The following is a 22,760-nucleotide window of genomic DNA, read 5'->3' as shown; positions in this document are numbered from 1 at the left end:
CTGCCAAAATCAACCGTTATAATGTACAATAGAAATTCGGGTCATAACGAAGGGGGGATGGTTTCATGGCACGCATGTATCGGGTACTCGGTTTTTGGACGCTTGTGATCGGCTTGATGGCTACAGCAGGTCACATGACTGAATTCGCACTTCTGTTTTTTGCACAAGCGGTTGCTTTCGTTTTCCTGGGTTATCTAAAATTTAGCGAACGTACATACATACTCATGTTCTGGGGATATATGGTCATTTCGTTTGCAGGATTTACTTATTGGACCGTTTTCAAGATGGGCAACCCATTCTAAATTTGTATGCAAACAGCAAAAAGGTGCGGCTCCCAACACGGAGCTGCACCTTTTTAAATTTGTATCCATTATTTATCCAAAATGAGAACTTTAAAAGCCTCACTCATCCCATCGCTTAGCAGCAGCTGGCGAATAGCCCGGTTCTTCCTTGCCGTCTCTCCGAACGGATCTGTCTCCGTATGATTCTGAAGGAGCTCCAGCGCCCCATTATCGACCAGGAATTGCTTCTGGGTTTCGTAGTAGGTAACCTTCCACCCTGCTTCTTCCGCGGCCTTACGGACCGATGTGAACGGCACATGCGCCGTTATATCCTGCTCCCCTACTCGAAGATATGGCTCATCCGCTGCCAAATGCTCGGAGTAACATAAAAGCGTACCCTTCATGCGATGCTTTGCTGTATATTCTTTTGCTTCATGACCGTAATCAATAATTATGACTCGGCCTGAGGACATTCGTTCACTGAGCTGACAGAGCCACTGTCCAGCCTCCAGATTGACCTCAGTCTGTTGTCCCTCTGCTAACCCAATGCCATCACTTTGAAGCGATGCAGCAATCTGCTCATCGGACAAGGGCATATACACTTCGAAAAAGCCAGTTTTCGCACTGCCCGCTACCCCTAGCTCCACCAGCTTCCCCTTCTCCATCGTAACGCGATGGACCGGGAAGGCATCCAGCAGCTCGTTCGCCAGTACGACCGTAGGCCTCACCTGCCAAAGCCCGCTAATTACATTCAAAGCTTCCTCCGAAGAAAGGACCATTGGCGATTCATAGTGTGCCAAAGCCAGCTTAGCCTCTTCACGATGGCCAGGATGATCCTCCACTACCACAGCATGGCAAGCTATAGGAATTTCCAATGCCCGGGCTTTCCACGCCTCCTGAATCTGCCCAGACAGTCTGCCTGTGCCTGCCCCCCACTCAACCAGTTGAATATCACCTCTGATATGCCGTTCTGCATATTGGAACAAGGATGACGTCAGACAATGCGCGAGCACCATACCTACTGCTGAGCTAGTGTAGAAATCCCCCTGCTTGCCAATGCGAGTCAGGCCTGAACGGTAATAGCCATCCTTCTCATCATACAAGCACATGCTCATATATTGTTTAAACGAAATACAGCGAAGTCGAGCTGCAGAAGCACCACTGCCACGCTGCCAGCCTACTGCAGGCTGCCTGGAAATTTGATCTGCAATGCGGTGAATCAACGTTTTTTTGCCTACTTTCAACTGTTCATCTCCCACCAATAAGATATAATAAATGGAACTGTCGCATACAATGATTGCTGTACAGGCCTAGCAACGTGAGAGAGGAGGCGGCTGGTGGCATTCCATCGCGTTTATGTTCGAGGCAGATTCGTCTTTATCCTTCTTATTATCCTAATACTTGCTTTATGCAAGCTTCCTGTCATGGCGGAGCCTCAACTTACGGAGGACGAACAGGTCAATCAAATTCTTGAGAAAAGCTTGTCTATTGTTGAAATTGACAAAGAAATAGCTCGGATTCAGACGGAGAAGCAGAAGGTCACAGATGATATGTCGATTACAGACAAGAGTATCCTGGAGAGGGAACAGTTGATCAAGGAAAAGCGCGAAGAAGCCGGCAAGGTGCTGCGCGCTTATTATATGGGTGAACGTGACATACTGCTTCGAGCCGTATTATCCTTTGATTCCTTGCATGATTTGTTTGCTATGCTGGACTATGTCGATATTATTTTCACGAAGGATCGGGATACGCTTAACTCCTACACGGACGAATATAAGAGTTTGAAAGAAGAGTACAGTAAGCTGGATGGAAGAAAAACAGAACTTGAAGAAATCGAAACCCGGTTAAAGACGCAACGGGATCGCGTCGCACAGCTGGAGCAGCAAATCGATGGCGACCTTGCCGGACGGTCCGACGCAGATCGACTTCGCCTGCTTATGCAAGAGCTGACGAATTATTGGGAAACCGCTGGTTTACAAGAAGTTGAGCTTTACTTTGGCGCTTTGTCCAAAGCCATGAACAAATTGCCGAACTGGATCGAGGATAACAAGCAGTATCTCGATATTGACGGCTTTAATTATACCCTCCATATTCCGGAAGATGCGCTTAACACTTTCCTAAGGGAACAGGATCAAAGATTTAATGATTTCTCATTCCGATTTGAAGATGGCAAAGTGACAGCCTCCGGCAAACACGACAATATGGATATCGCAGTATCCGGCCATTATACGGTAGAAGAAAAGCCAAAGAACGGCATCGTATTCCATGTCGATGAGCTGTTATTTAACGGGTTTGCATTACCAGATACAACAAGGAAAACACTCGAGCAAAAGTTTGATCTAGGTTTTTATCCGGGTGACATTATTAAATTGATCCAAGCGAAATCAGTCGAAATGCAAGATGGCGAGCTTATTGTTCATTTGAAGGTGAAGCTGTAATCGATTGGATAAAGGAAGTAATATTCGTCGCACCCGACGTATACAGCGTCCACAAAGCTTGCCAGCGCTTCCACTCACCGTGCCAGTTTGGCGCTGGCGGCTCATCCATTGGTTCCTCATTTAACAAAGGTAACATCCATGAAGGCGGATATTGGGCTGTTGTGCCCGAATATCCGCTTATTTCGTATATCGAGTTTTTGGCAGGCAGCTTCCCAAAACGCTCGTAGCTGCGCTCTTGCTCTGTTACACTAGTCATTTCCTTTATCCAGCTAAAAGAGGCTTCCGTCTTCTCCGAAGCAGCAGACACGACAAAGCTGCGGCTTCCGAGCCATATATTGCGTAGCTTATCCTTATCAAGAACCAGCTTGTCCTGCTCTGATTTGGGAAGGGCTTTATACTCTGACCATGGAAGAACAGAAGCCAGCATCTGTCGCTGCTCCAACTCTGTCCCTAACATACGATTATTAAGACTAAAAGAAGGTATCGTCAAACCAGCCAACGTCTCCAGTCGGCTTGCTGACTCTTCACTTAACAACAAAGCCCCTGTGCCCCGCTGTTTTGAACTGCTCCATCCATCCAGCCAAGCTGCCGTCAGGCTAAAATCGCTTGGCAAATAAACCAGCGGTTTTGACGCCTCCTGAGGGGCTGACAAATGATCAGTCAAATTCATAAAGCTGTCCCAGTCCTTCGGCGGTACAGCTAACTTTTGCTCCGACAACATCGCCTTATTCCACACAATCACTGCTGGATCCGCATCATAAGGAAGACCCCATAAGTAGCTGTTCCACTTCAATGGAGCCAGCAGCTTCACAGGCTGATCGGAAATTGTACTTGCCGTGTTCACACTGTCAACAGGCTCAAGCAGGCCCATAACGGCAAACTCCCGCACCCATCCGCTGTCCATCAGCATAATATCAGAGGATGAGCCCAGCTCCAGCTCCTGTTTCCATGCGGCATAAGCCTCTTCCTTTGATTCAATATTGGACAAAAGCACCTTGATGTTCGGGTATTTCAGCATAAAGCGTTGACTCGCTTCTTCCAGGTTCGCGAATTCCGCAGATGTCATGGAAACGGTTACAACAACAGATTCCATAGGCTCATCATCCTGCTCGTGAGTCACAGGTCCTGTATTTGCATCATGGGAGCTGCTGCCGGTAGCAGCCGGCTTATTTGAGTCCAGATTAGGAATAAGCAAAATAACGGACAACAGCACTGCTCCTGCAAGGATCATCATATATCTCCTTGTAGCCACACACGTCTCCCTCTCCGATATATCATTACGCCCCCGCAGTATCTCTATTAAAACCTATCATAGCAATAAAATGCAGAGTTGTCCAAACAAGTCTAGGACTTTGATCCCACCTGCCCTGTAGGTTTATGTGACTCGCTCCGTAATTCAAATATTCTTTCGATCGCCATTGCTCGTGGATTCCATCAATTTAGTTGTAAGCCGTGTAGGAAGCCACTCACAAAAGCGAACGTTTAAAAGCTTTCAGCAAGAAAGCTACTCCGGAAGCATCAGCCTTGCTTCTCCAAAATCATTTGAATTACTCCATTCGCCCTATTAACCTCTGCCTTAAAACAGCAAAATAGCGGTGCTGGGATTTTCCCGGCACCGCTACATTTTTAAAGATTACAGAAGATCTGCTGCGAGCTGGGCGAGCTTGGAGCGCTCGCCTTTTTCCAGCGTGATGTGACCGCTGATTCCTTCGCTTTTGAAATGCTCGACGATATGTGTGAGCCCGTTGCTCACAGCGTCAAGATAAGGATGGTCAATCTGCTCCGGATCACCCATGAGCACGATTTTACTGCCCTCCCCAACACGGGAAACAATTGTTTTCACTTCATGCTTCGTTAAGTTTTGCGCTTCATCGATAATGATGAATTGCCCCGGAATCGAACGTCCTCGAATATAAGTGAGTGCTTCGACCTGGATACTGCCAAGACCCATTAATATTTTATCAATATCGCCGGATTTTTTCGTATCAAACAGATATTCCAGATTATCATAGATCGGCTGCATCCAAGGCCGCAGCTTCTCTTCCTTCTCACCCGGCAAGTAACCGATATCTTTACCCATCGGTACAACCGGACGGGCAATCAGAAGCTTTTTGTATTTATGCTCATCCTCAACCTTCAATAGACCAGCAGCAAGTGCCAGAAGCGTTTTACCTGTGCCGGCTTTTCCAGTTAAAGTGACGAGCGGGATTTCATCGTTAAGCAGCAGCTCTAGGGCCATACGCTGCTGAGCATTCCTAGCCGTTATTCCCCAGATCGGATCATTACTTAAGAACAACGGCTCTAGGCGTGCACCGTCATTGCTGACCTTAAGCAGTGCCGATTTGGAGGAGCCCATCTCATCTCGCAATATGACGAATTCATTAGGCTTCAGCCTGATGCCAGCCTGAAAGCTCTTGTGTGTGAGGAATCGATACGTATAAAATTCATCAATGACTGACGGATGGACAAATATCGTTTCATAACCAGCGTAGAAGTCTGTCGTGGATACTGTCCGGTCAGATAAGTAATCTTGGGCCATTAATCCAAGCACATCCGCTTTAATCCGGACAAGAACATCCTTGCTCACGAGCACGACACTGCTTACTTGCTGCGTCTCCAGCTGTTCCAAGTGATAGTTGAGCGCGACTGCAAGTATTCGGTTATCATTAGACATTTCACCGAACATCTCTTGCACACGCATGAAACTTCTGTGGTTAAGCTCCACCTTTAACAGCCCGCCGTTTGGCAGCGTTATACCCTCGTGAAGACGCCCATCCACTCTCATACCATCGAGCAACCGGGATATGGAACGCGCGTTGCGCCCTAGTTCGTCTGCCAGCCTCTTCTTGGAGTCGATTTCTTCCAACACCACCGCGGGAATGATGACTTCGTTATCCTCGAAGGCAAATAGCGATTGCGGATCATGAAGCAGCACATTAGTGTCGAGCACGAATATTTTTTTCATGAAAACCCTCCCGGCGTCGGTCATTCAATAGATAGGCATACATAGCCATACTTGGCTGCGGGTACACTAAAGTTTGAATAGACGATGTGCAACAAGACAAAATGAGGTGGAACGAACATGTACCAGAAACTTATTGCGGCGATTGCAATTGCGGCAATTACGGCTGGCTGCGGCACCGTCGCCCGAAACGAAACATCACCCTCTCATCAAAATAATGGCACTGTTCGCGCTCAGCAGACAAGCCCTCAGAAAAGACAAATTTCAGATCCTGAGAAGGTCTCGAAGCACTTAGAACAGCTGGCCATGGGCATCAAAGGTGTTACGAATGCGCACTGTGTCGTACTCGGTAACACCGCCGTGGTTGGGATCGATGTCGACAGCAAGCTTGATCGCTCCAGAGTAGGGACGATTAAATATTCCGTCGCTGAGGCTTTCCATAAAGATCCTTACGGCATTGATGCTATCGTAACAGCCGATATGGATTTGTCACAGCGGCTGAACGAAATTGGAGCTGATATACGCCGCGGCAGACCGGTTAGCGGCTTCGCGGAAGAGATGGCTGACATCATCGGCCGGATTGTACCGCAGCTCCCTCGAGAGGTATTACCTCAAGACCCGGAAGTGCAGCAGCGGGCAAAAAATTTACAGAATCTTCACTAGCTTGTATACCGCAGCTAAAGACACAAAAAGCCTAGTGATTTACTCACTAGGCTTTCTTCATGACAGCAAGTCCTTCAAACAAGCCTGTCATTATTCTATTCGGTTCCATCCGGATACATACCGAGATCGGCACACAGATGCAGTCGTCAACCGTAAGACCTGAGAATAGTCTCAAGCTGTCATCACCGCTTCTATTAGGCTTAAATGACGCGGTTACGGCTTTGGGCATCCGCATGACCTCCATCGAAAGGAATCATATCCGTACACCTATTATAGCGGTAAACGAATCCCTAGTCTATGGTTATTCAGCCATTTTCGCCTGCAAAGCTGCACGAGCCTCACTGAGCTTGGTTTCATCCAAATAGACATAAGGACTTTTCCATGTTCCTTCAAGCGGAATGAACTGAATATCCGTGCTGCTGATGCCGAAATAGGTCTTCATCAGATTCTGGATTTCCTTCGGCGGCATATCAATCGACATGTTGTCTCCAACTGCATCGATGACATCGCCCATCTTCGCAATACCGCCAAGTGATTTCATCTTGTCAACGATCTTGGCTACTACTTCACTTTCGCGTTGGTTCCGGTCGAAGTCACTGGACATATTTTTGCCGTCATTCGATTTCCGGTAGCGAACAAAGTCAAGCGTCTTATCACCATCAAGAGTTTGCAGACCTTTTTTCAAGTTAATGTTCGTACCGTCGTAAGTGTCGACATATTTCATATCCATATCGACGTTCACTTCAATGCCGCCAAGGGCGTCTACAACATCCTCGAAGCCTTTGAAGTTCACAACAGCCGTATACTTGAGGTCCACACCGAAGTATTTACCCAGCATATCTCGAATGGCACGTTTAGCATCTGCCTCTGCCGCTTCCTTGTCCATCCCCTTGTCCGAGCGGGCTTGACTAAAGAAAGTAGCGTAGTTAGCGTTAGCTTTCCGTTCACCATAACCTTCCAGCTCCAGCAAAGTATCCCGAGGAATCGAGATAACAGTCGCTGATTTGGAGTTCGGGTTAAAGACAGCAACCATCATGACGTCAGTGTTCATGCCACCGCCCTTAGCCCTGGTATCAAGGCCAAGCAGTACCATTCCCACAGCTTTCTTCTTCACTGATTCCGCAACTGGAATCTGAACATCGTTATTGGATACAGTACCAATGTGGTTAATCGCTTTGTTCGCCTTGGTAGCCAGAAATCCGACGTATGCTGCGATTAACAAAATAACAGCCAATAATAGCAGCAAAACTACTTTCAGCACGCGTCTTTTCTTAGGTGGCTTAGGCGATCTTGGAGCGGTCTTGGCATTTACTCCACGAGGTGGCAGTGCAGCCGAGCCTTGCGTCATAAGATCATCACACCTTCATGTCAGTTGTATTTCGGATTGGACCTGATATCAACGAGAAGCTGCTCAGCAGCTTCCCGAGGATATAATTGCAGCTTAGTGCTTCCATTACGTTCATATTTCACATGAACCATAGTCGCATCTGTTGCTGCAATATGCTGGCCGGATACACCGTGGTCTTCCGACAAAATTTGCGCGAAAAACTCACAGGTATCCATAGCTGCACGATCATCCGGCCGATCTTCGGCTACGATATGAATCTGCAGCCAGTTGAACAAGGCGTCATCAAACGTCATTTGCCCGAATCAGCTTCCTTTATGGCGCCGCTGCCGGCCCTGTTATTTTTCCATTTGTCGTACAGCTGCCGTCCGCGAAGCATAAGCATCATTAGAACGGCGATCCCCATACATTGAATAATGGGAAGTTTGTCGACTTGCAGAACCATAAGGACTAGCGAACCAAAAGCCATCAGGATGTAGACAAGCACTTCCTTCAAGATCGGAAGCTTCTGATTGTTCGCCCTGAACACTTTATTGAAGATATAGATCGTAAATCCAAGTATAAGCAAATACGAAACGGCGTGATGGTCGCTCAACCATTGCTGCATGCCGTAACCCCCTTAGCCTGCCCGGTGTTTATACGCCTGCTTGCGCTGTTTTGCGATGTTTCTCTGCACGCTCGCGCTCGCTCTTGTTCAAGATTTTTTTACGAAGACGAATCGACTTCGGTGTAATTTCGCAGAACTCGTCATCGTTCAAATACTCAAGCGCTTGCTCAAGGGAGAACAGACGTGGAGTTTTGAGTTTAACTGTATCATCTTTACCAGCAGAACGAACGTTAGTCAGCGCCTTCTCTTTACAGATGTTGACGATGATATCGTTATCGCGCGTGTGCTCGCCAACGATCATGCCTTCATAAATTTCAGTACCCGGCTCAACGAATTGAATACCGCGGTCCTCTACACCCAGCATGCCATAGAACGTCGAAGTTCCTGTTTCGCTCGATACGAGTACACCTTGGTGACGTCCGCCAACTCCAGATGCAAGTGGACCATAGCTGTCGAATGCATGGTTCATGATGCCGTAGCCGCGTGTCAAAGTGAGGAACGAAGTACGGTAGCCGATCAAACCACGTGCCGGGATAATGAACTCCAGACGAACTTGGCCGTTACCGTTGTTGATCATGTTGACCATTTCTGCTTTACGTGTTCCAAGGCTCTCCATAACAGAGCCCATGCTGTCTTCTGGTACGTCAATCAGAAGGCGTTCGTATGGCTCGGATTTCACGCCATCAACTTCCTTGATGATAACTTCTGGTTTCGAAACTTGAATTTCGAATCCTTCACGACGCATGTTCTCAATCAGAATACCAAGGTGAAGCTCGCCACGTCCGGATACGATGAATGCGTCCGGGCTGTCTGTTTCGTCTACACGAAGCGCTACGTCTGTTTCAAGCTCTTTGAACAAACGCTCACGAATTTTACGGGATGTTACCCATTTACCTTCGCGGCCTGCAAATGGACTGTTGTTAACCAGGAACGTCATTTGCAAAGTTGGCTCGTCGATCTTCAGAACTGGCAATGCTTCTGGTTTTGCTGGATCAGCAATTGTCTCACCGATGTTGATGTCTTTGATACCTGCGATAGCAACGATATCACCAGCGCCTGCTTCTTCGATCTCAATACGCTTCAGACCTTGGAAACCAAACAATTTCTCGATACGGGCTTGCTTAACAGCGCCCTCACGGGTAATTACTGCTACCGATTGACCTTGACGAACGATACCACGGTTTACGCGGCCAACCGCGATACGACCGAGGTATTCATTGTAATCAAGCAAAGTAACCAGGAATTGCAGCGGCTCATCAACCGTTTCCGTAGGATGCGGGATGTGGCTTACAATTGTTTCATACAAAGCTTGCATGTTGTCTTCTTGTTTCTCAGGTTCGGACTCAAGGCTCGAAGTACCCATCAGAGCGGATGCATAAACAACCGGGAATTCCAGTTGATCATCGTTCGCGCCAAGCTCGATGAACAGATCAAGCACTTCGTCGATAACTTCTGTCGGGCGGGCATTAGGACGGTCAATTTTATTAACGACAACAATTGGCGTAAGGTTGCTTTCAAGAGCTTTACGCAATACAAATTTTGTTTGCGGCATGCAGCCTTCGAACGCATCAACTACGAGCAATACACCGTCAACCATCTTCATAATCCGTTCTACTTCACCGCCAAAGTCCGCGTGTCCTGGTGTATCGACAATATTGATTAGGTAGTCTTTATACGTAATTGCCGTATTTTTCGCCAGGATCGTAATACCGCGTTCCCGTTCCAAATCATTGGAATCCATTGCACGCTCCTGTACAGCTTCATGCTCTCTAAATGTACCTGATTGCTGCAACAGCTTATCAACCAAAGTTGTTTTACCGTGGTCAACGTGGGCGATAATCGCAATATTCCGGATGTTTTCTCTTGCTTGCATAACTAATAATCCACTCCATTTTCTCTAATTTACTTTCCTTGCAGCACTTACCAGCGACGACGCGATCGGTTCGTGATTACCATCCAGCCTCCGGCAACCATTAACACAAGCGCAACAATATAGATCCCCCAGCTCCATAACAAGACGAGCAGCAGAAAAACAGCTGAAGCAACGGCTAGCGCTATAGACGCCGTGAGCGCAACACGCGGGCGGGACGAGCCGAACAAATAATATTCGTATAAGCCGACAGCAACGCCAAGCAGGAACAGCGGCCACAAATATTTCAGTACATCCCATCCAAAGATGTTACAAACCATAAACAGCAGTGCAGACACGGTTAGTATTCCACCGGGAACAAGGACTGCCGCGGGAAGAAGTCTGCCAAAATAAAAGACATGCAGCAAAATTCCCGGAATGAGGACGAGCAGCGGCCAGAAAATAGCCCCCAAAAAGCTGAATACACCAAGTTTGCCCAGTAAAATAACGACCCCGACTAGTAACACAATAATTCCAGCGGAATATTTGTTATTAGGCATTTGCGTTCCGCTCCTTACAACGTCTACCCCCATACATGACGAAAGACGCCAGTTTTTATCTATCATAGTTTAAAGGAACTGCGATGAAAATACCAGCGGGAACAGAAGGAACATTGCAAAAAAATACCGTTCACCTGTGAACGGCTTGTGAAAACAGATTAAGTTCTTCGTTTTAATATGCCAATTATGACGACAAACGGTATACATAAAAGCGGTATCGCCTCCGCGGCTGTCCTCGATCCGTTGAATAATAAAGCATCCATTCCGGGATCATGAACAAGCATTCCACCCGCAGCATAACCAAGTAATCCAGCTCCAATATATACAAGTGGAGGGAATTTATGTAGTAGTGTTCCCAAAATCTGGCTGCCCCAAATGATCATTGGTATGCTTATCGCAATCCCGAGTAAAATAAGTACAGTATCGCCATCCGCAACTGCAGCAATTGCAAGCACATTATCCAGACTCATAATAAAATCCGCTGCCACAATGGTACGAATGGCTTGTGAAAGGGATTTCGATTTTTTGCTTGGCATATGCAGATCGCCATCGCCTTCCTGCCCGGCATCGGTAAGCAGCTTAGCTGCAATATAAAGAAGCAGCACAGACCCGATCGCCTGCAAATAAGGAATTTGAAGCAACGAAATAGCGGCAAGAGTGAGCAGACATCGAAGTCCTACTGCAGCGAGAGCACCCCACCAAACGGCACGTTTACGTTCCTTAGGTGGAAGCTGCTGGCTGGCCATTGCGATTACGACGGCGTTATCTCCACTGAGCAGCAAGTTAATTAATACAATTTGAAGAAAAATAAGCACACTATCCACTTTATGTTCGCCCCCTCTATTTCACCTGTATGTGAGGCGGACAAGTTTTATGAAAGGATGTCCTAAAAAAAAATGAATCCATCCCCGTCCTTCCTGCGTAGAAAATGAAGACTTCAAGAACAGAAAAGGAATTGTAAGAAGGGATGGTCAAGAAAAATGGATGTATTTACATTAGAATTCTGGCTGGCATTGCTCAATATCGTCTTTATCGATCTCATTCTTGCAGGTGACAATGCCATTGTCATCGGTATGGCCGCCCGTAATTTGCCTTCACATCAGCAAAAGAAAGCGGTTCTATGGGGTACGGCAGGGGCGATTGGCATTCGGATCATTGCTACAATCGTAGTTGTGCAGCTTCTAGATTTGCCTTGGCTTCACCTGGCAGGCGGAATCTTATTGCTCTGGATCGCATACAAACTGCTTATTCAAGAAGATGATAAGCATGGCGATATTAAAGCTGGCAATACGCTTTGGCAATCGATTCAAACGATCATTATCGCTGACGCAGCAATGGGGATCGACAATGTTATCGCGGTAGCAGGTGCATCTCATGGAAGTATGCTGCTTGTTATACTGGGACTGCTCATCAGCGTACCAGTCATCGTGTGGGGCTCTACGCTCTTCATTAAGCTGATCAACAAATTTACTTGGATCATTTATATCGGTTCTGGTGTCCTTGCTTACACTGCCGCTAAGATGATCACACATGAGAAGATATTTAAGGAATTTTTCGAAGAAAGCCCCGCTTTCTACTGGTCATTCCTTCTCCTCATTATCGTCCTTATTATCGCTGCAGGTCTTTATACGAACAACCGTATTCGCAGCAAAAGACAACCCATACAAGAGCAAAGCAGAGAAACCCATTAAGGGCTCTCTGCTTTTTCTTTTTTATTTAGAACCAGCGATCCTCACCGGCTGTCTCACCTGATGCTTGTGCATCTGGAGTCAGCTCGATCACCTCGGTACGTTCTACAGCCTCACGCAGCAGCTGCTCCAGCTCCGGAATATAGGATTCCGCCCGCTCCACCACATTCAGATTCGGATTCGTGCTTGGCGATTTCGGCAGGAACAGCGTACAGCAGTCCTCATAGGGAAGGATCGAAGTAGTAAATGTTCCAATTCGCTCTGCCTCGTTAATAATCTCCTGCTTATCCATCATAAGCAAAGGCTTAAGCAGCGGAAGAACTGTCGCTCGGCCAATGACATTCATGCTTGGCAGTGTTTGGCTAGCTACCTGTCCCAGACTCTCGCCCGTCACAATGCCGCCTGCCCCGTTTTTCTCTGCAAGCTGCTCCGTAATTCGAAGCATTGCACGACGCATGAGCGTGATCATCAGATTATCCTGCTTCGCCTGTACAAGTCTGGTCTGGATTTCCGTAAAAGGTACCATATGGAGCTTCAGCGGTGCCCCAGCATAGTAAGACAGCCTTCTGGCCAGCTCAATGACCTTCTCTTGTGCTTTATCACTGGTAAACGGATAACTGTGGAAATGAACAGCCTCCAGCTCCAGACCTTTGCGCATCGCCATCCAGCCTGCTACAGGGCTGTCTATTCCGCCTGACAGCAGCAGCAACGCTTTGCCATTTGATCCAAATGGGAAGCCTCCAGCGCCCAAAATGACCGTGTTAAAGATATAAGTTGCTTCTTCTTGAATATCGACTCGCAAATCAACTTCGGGCTTGCGGACGTCCACTTTCAGCTCCGCTATCGCCCTCAGCACATGGGAACCAACCAAATGATTCATTTCCTGCGAATTATGAGGGAAAGGCTTCCATGCCCGCTTAGCACTGACTTTAAAAGTTGCTGGAGGATGATCCAGCTCCTGCATGACCTTAAGGGCAGCAGCCTGGATTTGTTCAAGCTCGTTAGGGACGCCGATAACAGGACTGAAAGAATAGATCCCAAATACATCTTTTAAACGCTCTGAGATGGCCTCAAACGGCTCTCCGTTTAAGCTGATGGTAAGTCGGCCAAAGGTTTTGGCGTAGGAAAGTGCGGGAAACTCCTGAAGAGCCAGTCTAATCTGCTGAAGCACACGCTTCTCAAACTGGTTGCGGTTACGCCCCTTCATGACGAGATCGCCATATCGAACAATAATCTTATCGTAAATCACGTTAAAATCTGCTCCTTTCGAGCGGTTTCAGCTGCGCTACTGTCCGGCGCAGCATTTCAGCAAGCTTATCTATATCCTGCTCCGAATGTTCATCACCAAAGCTGATTCGGACTCCACCAGCTGCGTGTTCAGAGCTAGCTCCCATCGCCAGCAATACCCGGCTAGGCTTATTGTCCTTTGAGGAGCAGGCCGATTTGGTAGACACAATGGCGCCATGCTGCTCCAGCATATGAACGATTACTTCCGGCTTCATGCCGGGATAGGAGAAATGTACAATATGTGGTGCCATTAGCGCAGCATCTTCACTCCCATTAAGCTTTAACTCCGGGATATACTGAGCAGCAAGCTGGATAAGCTTCTCACGCAACGCATACATTCTGCTGCGAGTTTGTTCTTCTGCCTGCATCGCCATCCGCAGCGCTTTAGCAGAAGCGACAATACCTGGCACGTTCTGAGTGCCTGCACGCATGCCGCGCTCCTGTGATCCGCCAGACTGCAGCGGCTGCAGCTGCAGCCCTTCACGAACATATAGATAGCCGATGCCTTTGGGGCCACGAAGCTTATGAGCAGAACCGCTGAGCAGATCAATCCCCCATTCTCTTGGCTTAACAGGGAGCTTACCTATACTTTGTACCGCATCCACATGGAATAAGACCCGAGGATACGCCGACAAAAGCTTGCCGATCTCTGCAATAGGCTGAATAGATCCTACTTCATTATTGACATGCATGATGCTGACCAATATGGTCTCATCCGTAATAGAGGAGCTTAGTTGTTCCAAATCGATATGGCCAGCCGAGTTAACCGGCAAATAAGTGACTCGGAAGCCCTCTTGCTCAAGCTGCCCAAATGCATCGTTTACAGAAGCATGCTCAATTCGGGTAGTAATCAGATGATTGCCACGGCTCTTGAATTGTCTAGCTGCCCCTTTTATGGCGAGATTATTGCTCTCGGTCCCGCCAGAAGTAAACAGCCACTCCTCCGGCTTCACTCCAAACTGCTCAGCAAGCAGCGCCCGGGAACGGGCGATCAGCTTATCGGCTTCCGTTCCCGCGCGATGAATAGAGGAAGGATTAGCGTAATGGGCTTTCATTACTTCCGCGAATGTCTCCACCACTTCATCATAGGGCGGGGTTGATGCGCAATGATCGAAATACAGCATTTTGTCAACACCTTCCTAAAAATGAGAAAACCTCTATCGAGGCCTCTCAAAGTTGAGTGACCTCGTTTAGAGGTAGGTTTTATCTCCAAAGCTTACGGATTAATAGCGGGCCTCAAGCACCTTATCTATGTACCGCTGCGTTTCTACCGGCAGCTTGCCAAGATTCGCCTGAAGCTCATTGTCTGTTGTAACGCCTAGCTTATCAACTCGTCCAGGGCCGGCATTATAAGCGGCAAGCGCCACTTGTTCATTGCCATTATATTTACGGAGCAGGTAGGACAAATACTTCGATCCGCCATCAATATTTTGCTGAGGATCCAAGGAATTCGTCACGCCCAAGCCGCGGGCTGTAGCATCCATAAGCTGCATAAGTCCCTTCGCTCCTGCCGGAGATATGGCATCGGACTGGAATCCTGACTCCGTACGGATTACGCCTCTAATCAATTCCGGATCAATACCATATTTGGCGGCAGCTTCTGAAATTAATGCTTCATATTCCGTTGGTGCTGTGCTGCTTGCGCCTGTTTCTGTATTAAGAACCGTATTATAAAGGCTTGGAATACTCGACAATTTCGCCAAAGAATCGGATGAAAGCAAAGAACTTGTCTCATCCATGCTGCTAAGGCCGGATAAATCGCCGTTCATAAGCTGAGACAGCAAAGTATCAAAGATGGATGTGTTACTGTCGCCAGTATTCAAATCAAGCGGATTAACCGCGCTTTGAAAGTCCAAGGTTGGGGATAGCTGCAACTGAAGCAGCTGCTTCAGCGTGCGGGAATCGATACTCATAGGGTCCTCCTGTCGAATAAAGGGTATAAATGATGTATCGGTTTTTATTGTACATGTTTTTAACTATGGCGGCTAGTACTACACCCTGAATATAGGCAAAAGCAGCCCCGTATCTTACCGGAGCTGCTTTCCTCTTTATTATTTAAAAATTTTCACACGCTCATCAATCGGCTGGAACTGCTTCTCACCCGGCTCAGCGGTTGGCGTGCCAAACGGCATTTGCGCGATTAGCTGCCAGCTGCTTGGTATATCCCAAGCTTGCTTCACTTCTTCATCAATCAGCGGGTTGTAGTGCTGCAGAGAAGCTCCTAGCCCCTGCTCTTCAAGCAATGTCCAAACGACATATTGTACAATTCCTGAAGATTGCTGCGACCATTTCGGGAAGTTATCTGCATAGCTAGCGAATTGCTTTTGCAGTCCTTCGATAACAGCTGTATCTTCAAAGAATAGCACTGAACCGTAGCCAGCTTTGAAGCTGTCAATACGCTGCTCCGTAGAAGCAAATTGATCGGCCGCGACCATTTTGCGCAGTGTTTCCTTCACGATATTCCACAGCTTATCGTGATTCTCTCCCAGTAATACAACAGCGCGTGCGCTTTGGGAGTTAAACGATGATGGCGAATATAACACCGCTTCTTGCACAAGATTGATGATTTGGTCATCCGAAATGGTTGACTGCTTGCTGATTCCATAATAAGTGCGTCTTGCTTTTACCGCTTCCAGTAAGCCTTTTGAGATAGTAGAAGTATTTGACATTTTCTCCGCCTCCTAGGTGATTTCATAAGTAACTTTATTTATGTTAGTAACATTACAATATACCGAAGGCTATGTCAAGCACTTCGCTTGTTATGATGTCTCAAGTACTGTTCAATATTAGTGTTAATCATTGCCGAAGAGCTGAGCTTGAACGCAAAAAAAGCCGCTCCATAAGGAACGGCATTGGCTTTAACGTTCTAATCTTCAGTAACTGTAATCGTAATAGGAGAATATTCCCCGATTACCGTCTGACCATGAACGGATACACTGCCTTCCGGCGTTAGATCCTTCTCGGTCATAATGCCAAGAGCAACTGTGAACTGATTAAATTTTACCGGAACATTATGCTCTCTGCGGATTTCCACCCCGTTAACGTAGAAGACAATCTCGTCTTTCTCCCGATTGTAGGTGATTTTATACGTATTAAACTCCCGTGGCTGGAATTCAGTTGATTCCTTAAACACACAGAAATACCTCGTTTTATCCGATTCCGGCACTGGAACTCCAGGGAAAGGTAATACAGCATACACACTTGCGTATTTGTCATTGCCCGCGAAGAAGTCAAGCGCACCACCTGTTGTAAAATCGAGCAGATTCAAGGATGCGTATCCGTCGTACAAGTCGCCAGGGGCTGTATTCTGGGAACGTGCGCGAATTTGCAGCTCGAAGCTGATCTCACCTTTCTCCGGCACTTCAACAGGCTTCGCTGAATAATACATATGCTTGGCATTATCGAGAATTTGAATCTTATCATGCTTGCGGCTTAGCGGCGCGCGTACGTAGAGGATGCCGTTGCGTACAATAACTACTGCATCCGGCTCTCGGTATTGCCAGAACGATCCGTCCGGCAGCGGGAAGCCGCCAATCGTCCATACTTTACCTTCATCCAGAATGGTATCGAAATCTCCAAGAACCCATTGTTTACTCATGTCTATTCCCTCGACTTTCTATGCTGTATATGATCAAACCTTAGATTAGACCTTGAATCACTAGCGCAATAATAAGTATTAGCCCGCAGCGATTCGTCGCCTTAACGGATCCGCCCATAAGCGGCAAATACGCATGCGATGGATTTTGCTCCTTCAACCTGCCGTAAACGGCATAGAGCGGAATGGCTGTCAGCAGTGCAAGAAGCGCGTACCAAGGCAAAGCACCTGCCAGAACACAAATTACGAGCGAAACATACGCCAGAACGAGCAGCCATCTTGAAAAGACCAGCGCCCGCTGCTCTCCCCATACCACGACAAGCGTCTTTTTGCCTGCCTGCTTGTCCCCTTGCCAGTGTAGAAAATGATGATTAAATAAAATAAGAGTCGTCAATAGTCCAATCGGAAGAGACAGCAAAAGCGCCCGRTAATCAAGCTGCGATGATTGCACATAGTAAGCACCAGCAACGGGCAAAATACCAAACGACAGCAAAATCGCCACTTCGCTATACCCTTTTCCCCGGTAGCCAAAACGAATCGGAGGCGCAACATAGAAATAAGCAATCAAGCCGCCAAGCCCTCCAAATACAATAACCGGCCAGCCGCTAATAATAGATAAAATAATGCCGCTGATTGCTGCAATACCGAATAACGACCACGTTACCGTTGCAAACATTCGTATACTCCATGTTCCGTTCGTCAAATATCCGGAATTTGTAGAGATAGCCCCTTCTGCCTGCTTGGCAGCCTCATCTGTTCCGTTGTAGTAGTCCCACAAATCATTAATCATATTCGAGAACAAATGAGCCGCTCCCGAGCCTACTAATGTAATTAGAAACAGCCAAAAATTAAAATTGCCATCCCATACAAACGCACCAAGTGCGCCAAGCGCAACTGGAATGAGCATAACCGGAAGGACACGAAGTCGTGATGCCTTCATAAATTGTTTCATGATGTTGTTCAAGCTGCTTTCCCTCTCCCTTCTCTATCATCCGTCCAATCCTAATCAACCCTAATTGAACCACTTTCGCCAAGCGAACGTCAACTGAAAGAATAGGGCGAAAGCATCAATTTATGACAAAAAAAGAGCCTCTTCGGGTACTGAGTCCCGAAAGAAGCTCTTAAAATATGACTAGAATAGTTATCCATTCATTTGGACTTTCCGATTAATTAAATAGGTCATCACATAGATCAAGACAAGAATTACAACCGTCTCGAACACCAATGGTCCCCAGAAATTCGGAACTAACGTTTCCACTTTAACCCCAGCTGGTGTATTGCTAATCTGCTCACTGACCGATTGGAAAAACTCATCGGTTGAAACAGACATTTGCGGGAACAAGAAGTCCTCTAACCAATTGCAAATAAGCTGGATAGCAAAAAATGCAGCAACACCAATCCATACGCCTGCTTTTCCCGCAAATACTTTCGCAAACGTAATACTAAGAAAGATCATAACGATAAGCAGAGCACCTGATACCATCATCGACCAGAAGCCTTTCTCCGCCAAAATGTCCGACACAAGCAGCGAGCCTGTATCCAGAGTAAGGCAAAGGGTGAGGAGATGAATAACGCCTAGCACAACGATGACAATCAAGCTTGCCAGACCAAGCAATAAAGGCGACAAGACCGTATACAAAGCTGGAAGCGGAAGCAAACGGCGATTGAAATAACGCAGATTGCGTTCATAGGTCCTGCAGATTGTGACGCATACAGCGACAGAGACCGCAAGATACAAGAGAAACGCCAACACATACAACAGTTCATTCGCCCAATGATTGATTTGTCCCGTCACGGTTAATGCTGCTTGAGCAACAATAAACAGACAACCTACGACTAGCAAATAACTAGAGTTTCTTTTCCAATCATATTTTACGAGCTTCAGCAAATCTATCATTCAGCAAACACCTCTTTAAACAGCTCATCCACACTCTTACCCCTGGTAAAGCGTATTGTCTCCACTTCCTCTTGAAGCACTACATTCCCGTTCTTAATAAAGATAACCTCATCAAAGATCCGTTCAATATCCCGTACCAAATGGGTTGAAATAACAAGACAGCTGTCCTCGTTATAGTATTTGACGATTGCGTCTAGAATTTTCTCCCGGGCGACAGGGTCAACACCGCCAATTGGCTCATCCAGCAAATAAAGCTTGGCATTACGGGATAAAGCAAGTGTTAGCTGCATCCGGTCATTCATCCCTTTAGACAGCGTACTGATCTTATCCGACGGCTTCAGATTCATGAACTGCAGCATTTCATTTGCCTTCGCCTCGTCAAAGTCCGAGTAGAAGTCCTGATAGAAGCCGATCGCGTCTTTCACGCGCATCCAGGATTCCGTCAGCGGCTTATCCGGCATAAAAGATGTCCATGCTTTTGTCCGCTGACCACTTGGTTCACCGCATACAAGCAGTTGGCCGGAGGATGGCTGCATCAGACCGGCCGCTATTTTCATCAGAGTACTTTTGCCGCTGCCATTGCTGCCAAGCAAACCTATAATTTTACCAGGCTGAACTTGAAAAGATACATCCCTGAGGGCATGCTTAGATCCGTAAGATTTCGTCACACCTGATAATTCCAAGATCGATTCCACGTTTCTATTCACTCCTGTCAGGATGTTTGTCTGTTCCGCCGTCCTTCACGGCATCTGTTACGATTGCGATGATATCGTTCTTGTTAAAGCCAAGCTCCTTCATGCCCTGTACAAACCGTTCGAGCAGCTCGCCCGCCATCTCTTTCTTAATCAACATAATCGTCGACTCCTCGCTGGTCACAAATCGGCCAAGTCCTCGTCTTGTTTCTACAATCCCTTCCCGCTCCAGCTCCTGGAACGTACGTTGAATCGTATTCGGATTAATCTGTAGCTCAAGGGCAAGGTCCCGTACGGATTCAATTTTATCGCCTGGGCTTAATTTGCCGGTAATGATCTGCTTCTTCACATAATTCATAATTTGGATATAAATCGGCATATTGTTGTCAAATACGATTGTCACGGATGTTGATTCTCCTTTCCTTCGTCGGCCCGGGAAACGCCTCGCTTATGCGATATCGCGCTTCTTAAATACAGCAAAGCTGACGGATAGGAACAGCGCCATATATACAAGCAGTATAACAATGGAAAAAGCCATCGTCATCCCTTCAATCGGCGGTCCGTCTCCGTTATAGACCGACAGATCTGTATTACTGAACAATAAATACTTCGTAATGGTATAGCGGGAGAGCAGCATAACAAGCAGGCTTCCTACCATCATGGAGAAAATCCCGACACCAATTGACGCACCATTCGATTTCGTCAAAATTCCGATCATAAAGGTCATGGTGACGAACACAATCGAATAAACTGCAAGACTCGCGATATTGGTTAAGAAATCCGACCATGTAGACTCACCAGCTCCACCGCCGTAAACGATATAGCCGGCAACAACGGAAAGCACAGCTGCAGTAAGGACCAAAGTAAGCGTATATACAACCGATATGATATATTTGGATGCTAAAATTTTATGGCGGCTTTGCGCTCGGATTAGGAGAAATTTAATCGTGCCGTAACGATGCTCTTGCGTAACGCTGCCCGCCGCTGCAAGGACTGCAAGAACCGGTACAAGCTGCCCCGCAGCCTGCAGCATGATCGTCCCTGTAGCGAAATCCACTGTTGAGTTAAGGCCATCTGGCGATAATTCATAGAAGGCGTAAGCTAATATCCCAAATACAACAGCCAGGATCGCATACGCGACGAAAAATGATCTTTTCTTAGACAGCTTCAGCCATTCATTTACCAACAATCCTGTAAAATTACGCAATGCGGTTCCCTCCCGTCAGCTTCATAAATTCTTCTTCGAGTGTTTCACGAACTTCTTCAATTCGGTAAATCTCCACGCCTGCCGTTGACAGTTTGCCAACAAGGCCCGGGATTTGATCCTGTCTGAGCTGCAGGGTAATCCGATTCGTTAATGCATCAGCTCGCGTAATCGTTATATCCTCCATCAGATTGATTAACTCCTGTGCACGCTCTGCATTTCCTACTTGAAGCGAAATAGACAGAAGCTTTTGTGTAGGAATCTCAGATTCACCAAGTGAACGAATCGTAACCAGCTTGCCTTCCTGAATGACAACAATCCGGCTGCACATCAGTTCAATTTCGCTCAGCAAATGACTGGAGACCAATATCGCTATGCCCTCTGCTTCGGCGATTTGTTTCAAATACTCACGCATCTCTCTAATCCCGGCTGGATCCAGACCGTTTGTTGGCTCATCCAAAATCAGCAGCTTAGGCTCATGCAGCAGTGCTTGTGCGATACCAAGCCGTTGACGCATGCCAAGGGAATAAGCCTTCACACGTTTACCCAGCGCATCCTGCATCCCAACAAGTCTTGTCACTTCCGCGATCCGGGCTTCTGTCACACCTGCGGTCATCCGTTTATACTGCATCAAATTATCGTAACCGGTCATATACGGATAAAACTCCGGGTTCTCTATAATCCCCCCGACATGACTGATAGCCTGCTCGAAGTTTGTACGCACGCTTTGTCCGCAAATACGTACATCCCCGCTTGTCATTCCAATCAAGCCTACAATCATTCGCATTGTAGTTGTCTTACCTGCACCGTTTGGACCAAGCAAGCCTACCACTTCGCCCTTCGCAATATCGAAGGACAAACCATCAACAATCGCTTTGCCGCCTATCTTTTTCGTTAAGCCGTCCAACTGAAGCACAATCGATGGATTAGATATTTTAGCTGTTTTCATCCCGCAGCTCCTTTTGTATTAGTGTTATAGTTGAATAGTACACTAGGTCATTAGTATTGTAAAGAGGCTTTTTTGAAAAAATTATCCATTTCCTCTAAAATAGAAAAGCATCTCCATTCGAATCGGAGGTTTTACGATGAGATTGTTTCATTTTAGCGAGGAAAGCTCGATTAAACGTTTTGTTCCCAGGGTAAAAGCGAACCGCACCAATATGCCTCCTGTCGTATGGGCTATTGATGAGGAGCATGAATTCACTTTCTTTTTCCCAAGGAAATGCCCCAGAATTGTATATAAAAGATCAGATGGCTTAACGGAAGCAGATAACCATTTGTTCTTTGGTCTCACTTCCTGCAAGATCATCATTACGGTAGAGACGGGATGGTATGACCGAATTAAGCAAGCAACCTTATACCGTTATGAGCTGCCTGCCGATTCTTTTCAATTATTTGATGAAACTGCCGGCTATTACATCTCCACGGAGACGATTACTCCACTAGCGGTGGAGCCGCTTACTAATCCGCTGGACCTATTGATGGCAATAGGCGTCGAGGTTCGATTCACCTCTAATCTACATCCACTGCGAGAAGCTATTTTGCAATCATCCCTTACCGATTTTGGCATACACCAATTTGATCAAGCAAGCACTCAATAAAACGTCAAAAAGGCTGTTCTCCCATTAGATTAACTGGGAAAACAGCCTTTTGATTGAGCTTTGAAAAGAAATGAAAAGAAATTGAAAAATA

26 protein-coding genes are annotated in these 22,760 nt (G+C 46.9%); 5 read left to right on the top strand and 21 right to left on the bottom strand.

What is annotated here, in order from left to right; genetic code table 11:
- Positions 1-65 precede the first annotated feature (65 nt).
- Positions 66-302 (top strand): DUF2626 domain-containing protein, encoded by a 237-nt coding sequence (locus AB4Y93_RS20770; RefSeq protein WP_441894757.1) that lies wholly within the window; start codon positions 66-68, stop codon positions 300-302.
- Between the two features lie 68 nt (positions 303-370).
- On the opposite strand, the gene AB4Y93_RS20765 is transcribed toward AB4Y93_RS20770, so the two are convergent.
- Entirely contained in the window at positions 371-1,525 is a 1,155-nt protein-coding gene (locus AB4Y93_RS20765; RefSeq protein ID WP_441894756.1) for a class I SAM-dependent methyltransferase, read from the bottom strand.
- Between the two features lie 93 nt (positions 1,526-1,618).
- Between AB4Y93_RS20765 and AB4Y93_RS20760 the strand changes: the two genes are divergently transcribed.
- Positions 1,619-2,719, top strand: a complete 1,101-nt coding sequence (locus tag AB4Y93_RS20760) for a coiled-coil domain-containing protein (protein ID WP_441894755.1) — start codon at positions 1,619-1,621, stop codon at positions 2,717-2,719.
- Here the strand turns inward: AB4Y93_RS20760 and AB4Y93_RS20755 are convergent.
- Both AB4Y93_RS20755 and AB4Y93_RS20750 read right to left on the bottom strand, forming a co-directional pair.
- A complete protein-coding gene (locus tag AB4Y93_RS20755) occupies positions 2,691-3,971 on the bottom strand; it encodes an extracellular solute-binding protein (protein ID WP_441894754.1) in 1,281 nt (426 codons plus the stop codon). The two genes, AB4Y93_RS20760 and AB4Y93_RS20755, sit on opposite strands and share 29 nt — an antisense overlap.
- Before the next feature lie 381 nt (positions 3,972-4,352).
- Positions 4,353-5,684, bottom strand: a complete 1,332-nt coding sequence (locus AB4Y93_RS20750) for a PhoH family protein (protein WP_441894753.1) — start codon at positions 5,682-5,684, stop codon at positions 4,353-4,355.
- A gap of 117 nt (positions 5,685-5,801) precedes the next feature.
- Between AB4Y93_RS20750 and AB4Y93_RS20745 the strand changes: the two genes are divergently transcribed.
- Positions 5,802-6,344, top strand: a complete 543-nt coding sequence (locus AB4Y93_RS20745; protein WP_441894752.1) for a YhcN/YlaJ family sporulation lipoprotein — start codon at positions 5,802-5,804, stop codon at positions 6,342-6,344.
- 46 nt (positions 6,345-6,390) lie between these two features.
- Here the strand turns inward: AB4Y93_RS20745 and AB4Y93_RS20740 are convergent, their stop codons facing one another.
- The 7 genes from AB4Y93_RS20740 to AB4Y93_RS20710 all read right to left on the bottom strand — a co-directional run bounded on the left by AB4Y93_RS20740 (position 6,391) and on the right by AB4Y93_RS20710 (position 11,529).
- A complete protein-coding gene (locus AB4Y93_RS20740) occupies positions 6,391-6,573 on the bottom strand; it encodes a hypothetical protein (RefSeq protein WP_441894751.1) in 183 nt (60 codons plus the stop codon).
- A 72-nt stretch (positions 6,574-6,645) separates the two neighbouring features.
- The gene (locus AB4Y93_RS20735) at positions 6,646-7,692 is read right to left on the bottom strand and encodes an LCP family protein (protein WP_441894750.1); all 1,047 of its coding nucleotides are present in this window, start codon (positions 7,690-7,692) and stop codon (positions 6,646-6,648) included.
- 20 nt (positions 7,693-7,712) lie between these two features.
- Positions 7,713-7,985: a hypothetical protein gene (locus AB4Y93_RS20730; RefSeq protein WP_441894749.1), complete on the bottom strand. Its 273-nt coding sequence runs from the start codon at positions 7,983-7,985 to the stop codon at positions 7,713-7,715.
- Positions 7,982-8,296: a YlaH-like family protein gene (locus AB4Y93_RS20725; RefSeq protein ID WP_441894748.1), complete on the bottom strand. Its 315-nt coding sequence runs from the start codon at positions 8,294-8,296 to the stop codon at positions 7,982-7,984. The genes AB4Y93_RS20730 and AB4Y93_RS20725 overlap by 4 nt, the downstream gene beginning before the upstream one ends.
- A 28-nt stretch (positions 8,297-8,324) precedes the next feature.
- On the bottom strand, positions 8,325-10,169 hold the full coding sequence (gene typA, locus AB4Y93_RS20720) for a translational GTPase TypA (protein ID WP_441894747.1): 1,845 nt from the start codon (positions 10,167-10,169) through the stop codon (positions 8,325-8,327).
- A 47-nt stretch (positions 10,170-10,216) separates the two neighbouring features.
- Positions 10,217-10,705: a hypothetical protein gene (locus AB4Y93_RS20715; RefSeq protein ID WP_441894746.1), complete on the bottom strand. Its 489-nt coding sequence runs from the start codon at positions 10,703-10,705 to the stop codon at positions 10,217-10,219.
- Between the two features lie 158 nt (positions 10,706-10,863).
- Positions 10,864-11,529, bottom strand: coding sequence for a TerC family protein (locus tag AB4Y93_RS20710; RefSeq protein ID WP_441894745.1), 666 nt, complete (start codon positions 11,527-11,529; stop codon positions 10,864-10,866).
- Positions 11,530-11,685: 156 nt separating this feature from the next.
- Between AB4Y93_RS20710 and AB4Y93_RS20705 the strand changes: the two genes are divergently transcribed.
- Positions 11,686-12,396, top strand: a complete 711-nt coding sequence (locus AB4Y93_RS20705) for a TerC family protein (protein ID WP_441894744.1) — start codon at positions 11,686-11,688, stop codon at positions 12,394-12,396.
- Positions 12,397-12,421: 25 nt separating this feature from the next.
- Here the strand turns inward: AB4Y93_RS20705 and thiI are convergent, their stop codons facing one another.
- From thiI to AB4Y93_RS20650, 11 genes are all read right to left on the bottom strand, one after another.
- On the bottom strand, positions 12,422-13,642 hold the full coding sequence (gene thiI / locus AB4Y93_RS20700; protein ID WP_441894743.1) for a tRNA uracil 4-sulfurtransferase ThiI: 1,221 nt from the start codon (positions 13,640-13,642) through the stop codon (positions 12,422-12,424).
- 1 nt (position 13,643) lies between these two features.
- Positions 13,644-14,804: a cysteine desulfurase family protein gene (locus AB4Y93_RS20695; RefSeq protein ID WP_441894742.1), complete on the bottom strand. Its 1,161-nt coding sequence runs from the start codon at positions 14,802-14,804 to the stop codon at positions 13,644-13,646.
- A 99-nt stretch (positions 14,805-14,903) separates the two neighbouring features.
- Positions 14,904-15,593 (bottom strand): lytic transglycosylase domain-containing protein, encoded by a 690-nt coding sequence (locus tag AB4Y93_RS20690; RefSeq protein WP_441894741.1) that lies wholly within the window; start codon positions 15,591-15,593, stop codon positions 14,904-14,906.
- 138 nt (positions 15,594-15,731) lie between these two features.
- The gene (locus AB4Y93_RS20685; RefSeq protein ID WP_441895004.1) at positions 15,732-16,331 is read right to left on the bottom strand and encodes a nitroreductase family protein; all 600 of its coding nucleotides are present in this window, start codon (positions 16,329-16,331) and stop codon (positions 15,732-15,734) included.
- 215 nt (positions 16,332-16,546) lie between these two features.
- A complete protein-coding gene (locus tag AB4Y93_RS20680; RefSeq protein WP_441894740.1) occupies positions 16,547-17,278 on the bottom strand; it encodes a DUF6081 family protein in 732 nt (243 codons plus the stop codon).
- A 40-nt stretch (positions 17,279-17,318) separates the two neighbouring features.
- A complete protein-coding gene (locus AB4Y93_RS20675) occupies positions 17,319-18,227 on the bottom strand; it encodes a prenyltransferase (protein ID WP_441895002.1) in 909 nt (302 codons plus the stop codon).
- 189 nt (positions 18,228-18,416) lie between these two features.
- On the bottom strand, positions 18,417-19,172 hold the full coding sequence (locus AB4Y93_RS20670) for a hypothetical protein (RefSeq protein ID WP_441894739.1): 756 nt from the start codon (positions 19,170-19,172) through the stop codon (positions 18,417-18,419).
- Positions 19,169-19,867: an ABC transporter ATP-binding protein gene (locus tag AB4Y93_RS20665; RefSeq protein WP_441894738.1), complete on the bottom strand. Its 699-nt coding sequence runs from the start codon at positions 19,865-19,867 to the stop codon at positions 19,169-19,171. Before AB4Y93_RS20665 ends, AB4Y93_RS20670 begins: the two co-directional genes overlap by 4 nt.
- Before the next feature lie 4 nt (positions 19,868-19,871).
- Entirely contained in the window at positions 19,872-20,267 is a 396-nt protein-coding gene (locus AB4Y93_RS20660; protein WP_441894737.1) for a GntR family transcriptional regulator, read from the bottom strand.
- Between the two features lie 45 nt (positions 20,268-20,312).
- Positions 20,313-21,071 carry an ABC transporter permease gene (locus AB4Y93_RS20655; protein ID WP_441894736.1) on the bottom strand — a complete coding sequence of 253 codons (759 nt, stop codon included), beginning with the start codon at positions 21,069-21,071 and terminating at the stop codon, positions 20,313-20,315.
- Entirely contained in the window at positions 21,064-22,017 is a 954-nt protein-coding gene (locus tag AB4Y93_RS20650; protein ID WP_441894735.1) for an ABC transporter ATP-binding protein, read from the bottom strand. The genes AB4Y93_RS20655 and AB4Y93_RS20650 overlap by 8 nt, the downstream gene beginning before the upstream one ends.
- A gap of 136 nt (positions 22,018-22,153) precedes the next feature.
- Between AB4Y93_RS20650 and AB4Y93_RS20645 the strand changes: the two genes are divergently transcribed.
- On the top strand, positions 22,154-22,669 hold the full coding sequence (locus tag AB4Y93_RS20645; protein WP_441894734.1) for a DUF6886 family protein: 516 nt from the start codon (positions 22,154-22,156) through the stop codon (positions 22,667-22,669).
- Positions 22,670-22,760 lie beyond the last annotated feature (91 nt).

Origin of the sequence: Paenibacillus sp. YAF4_2 (assembly GCF_052113225.1) — a bacterium.
In the GTDB taxonomy this organism is placed as follows: Bacteria; Bacillota; Bacilli; order Paenibacillales; family Paenibacillaceae; genus Pristimantibacillus.
Note: the sequence above shows the minus strand (reverse complement) of the source record. Positions and strands in the feature narration are given on the sequence as shown.

Excerpts from the sequence above, each read along its gene's own strand:
- AB4Y93_RS20770 (WP_441894757.1), top strand. The coding sequence starts at position 66 with ATGGCACGCATGTATCGGGTACTCGGTTTTTGGACGCTTGTGATCGGC.
- AB4Y93_RS20750 (WP_441894753.1), bottom strand. The coding sequence starts at position 5,684 with ATGAAAAAAATATTCGTGCTCGACACTAATGTGCTGCTTCATGATCCG.
- AB4Y93_RS20745 (WP_441894752.1), top strand. The coding sequence starts at position 5,802 with ATGTACCAGAAACTTATTGCGGCGATTGCAATTGCGGCAATTACGGCT.
- AB4Y93_RS20740 (WP_441894751.1), bottom strand. The coding sequence starts at position 6,573 with ATGCCCAAAGCCGTAACCGCGTCATTTAAGCCTAATAGAAGCGGTGAT.
- AB4Y93_RS20735 (WP_441894750.1), bottom strand. The coding sequence starts at position 7,692 with ATGACGCAAGGCTCGGCTGCACTGCCACCTCGTGGAGTAAATGCCAAG.
- AB4Y93_RS20730 (WP_441894749.1), bottom strand. The coding sequence starts at position 7,985 with ATGACGTTTGATGACGCCTTGTTCAACTGGCTGCAGATTCATATCGTA.
- AB4Y93_RS20725 (WP_441894748.1), bottom strand. The coding sequence starts at position 8,296 with ATGCAGCAATGGTTGAGCGACCATCACGCCGTTTCGTATTTGCTTATA.
- typA (WP_441894747.1), bottom strand. The coding sequence starts at position 10,169 with ATGCAAGCAAGAGAAAACATCCGGAATATTGCGATTATCGCCCACGTT.
- AB4Y93_RS20715 (WP_441894746.1), bottom strand. The coding sequence starts at position 10,705 with ATGCCTAATAACAAATATTCCGCTGGAATTATTGTGTTACTAGTCGGG.
- AB4Y93_RS20705 (WP_441894744.1), top strand. The coding sequence starts at position 11,686 with ATGGATGTATTTACATTAGAATTCTGGCTGGCATTGCTCAATATCGTC.
- AB4Y93_RS20695 (WP_441894742.1), bottom strand. The coding sequence starts at position 14,804 with ATGCTGTATTTCGATCATTGCGCATCAACCCCGCCCTATGATGAAGTG.
- AB4Y93_RS20690 (WP_441894741.1), bottom strand. The coding sequence starts at position 15,593 with ATGAGTATCGATTCCCGCACGCTGAAGCAGCTGCTTCAGTTGCAGCTA.
- AB4Y93_RS20680 (WP_441894740.1), bottom strand. The coding sequence starts at position 17,278 with ATGAGTAAACAATGGGTTCTTGGAGATTTCGATACCATTCTGGATGAA.
- AB4Y93_RS20670 (WP_441894739.1), bottom strand. The coding sequence starts at position 19,172 with ATGATAGATTTGCTGAAGCTCGTAAAATATGATTGGAAAAGAAACTCT.
- AB4Y93_RS20650 (WP_441894735.1), bottom strand. The coding sequence starts at position 22,017 with ATGAAAACAGCTAAAATATCTAATCCATCGATTGTGCTTCAGTTGGAC.
- AB4Y93_RS20645 (WP_441894734.1), top strand. The coding sequence starts at position 22,154 with ATGAGATTGTTTCATTTTAGCGAGGAAAGCTCGATTAAACGTTTTGTT.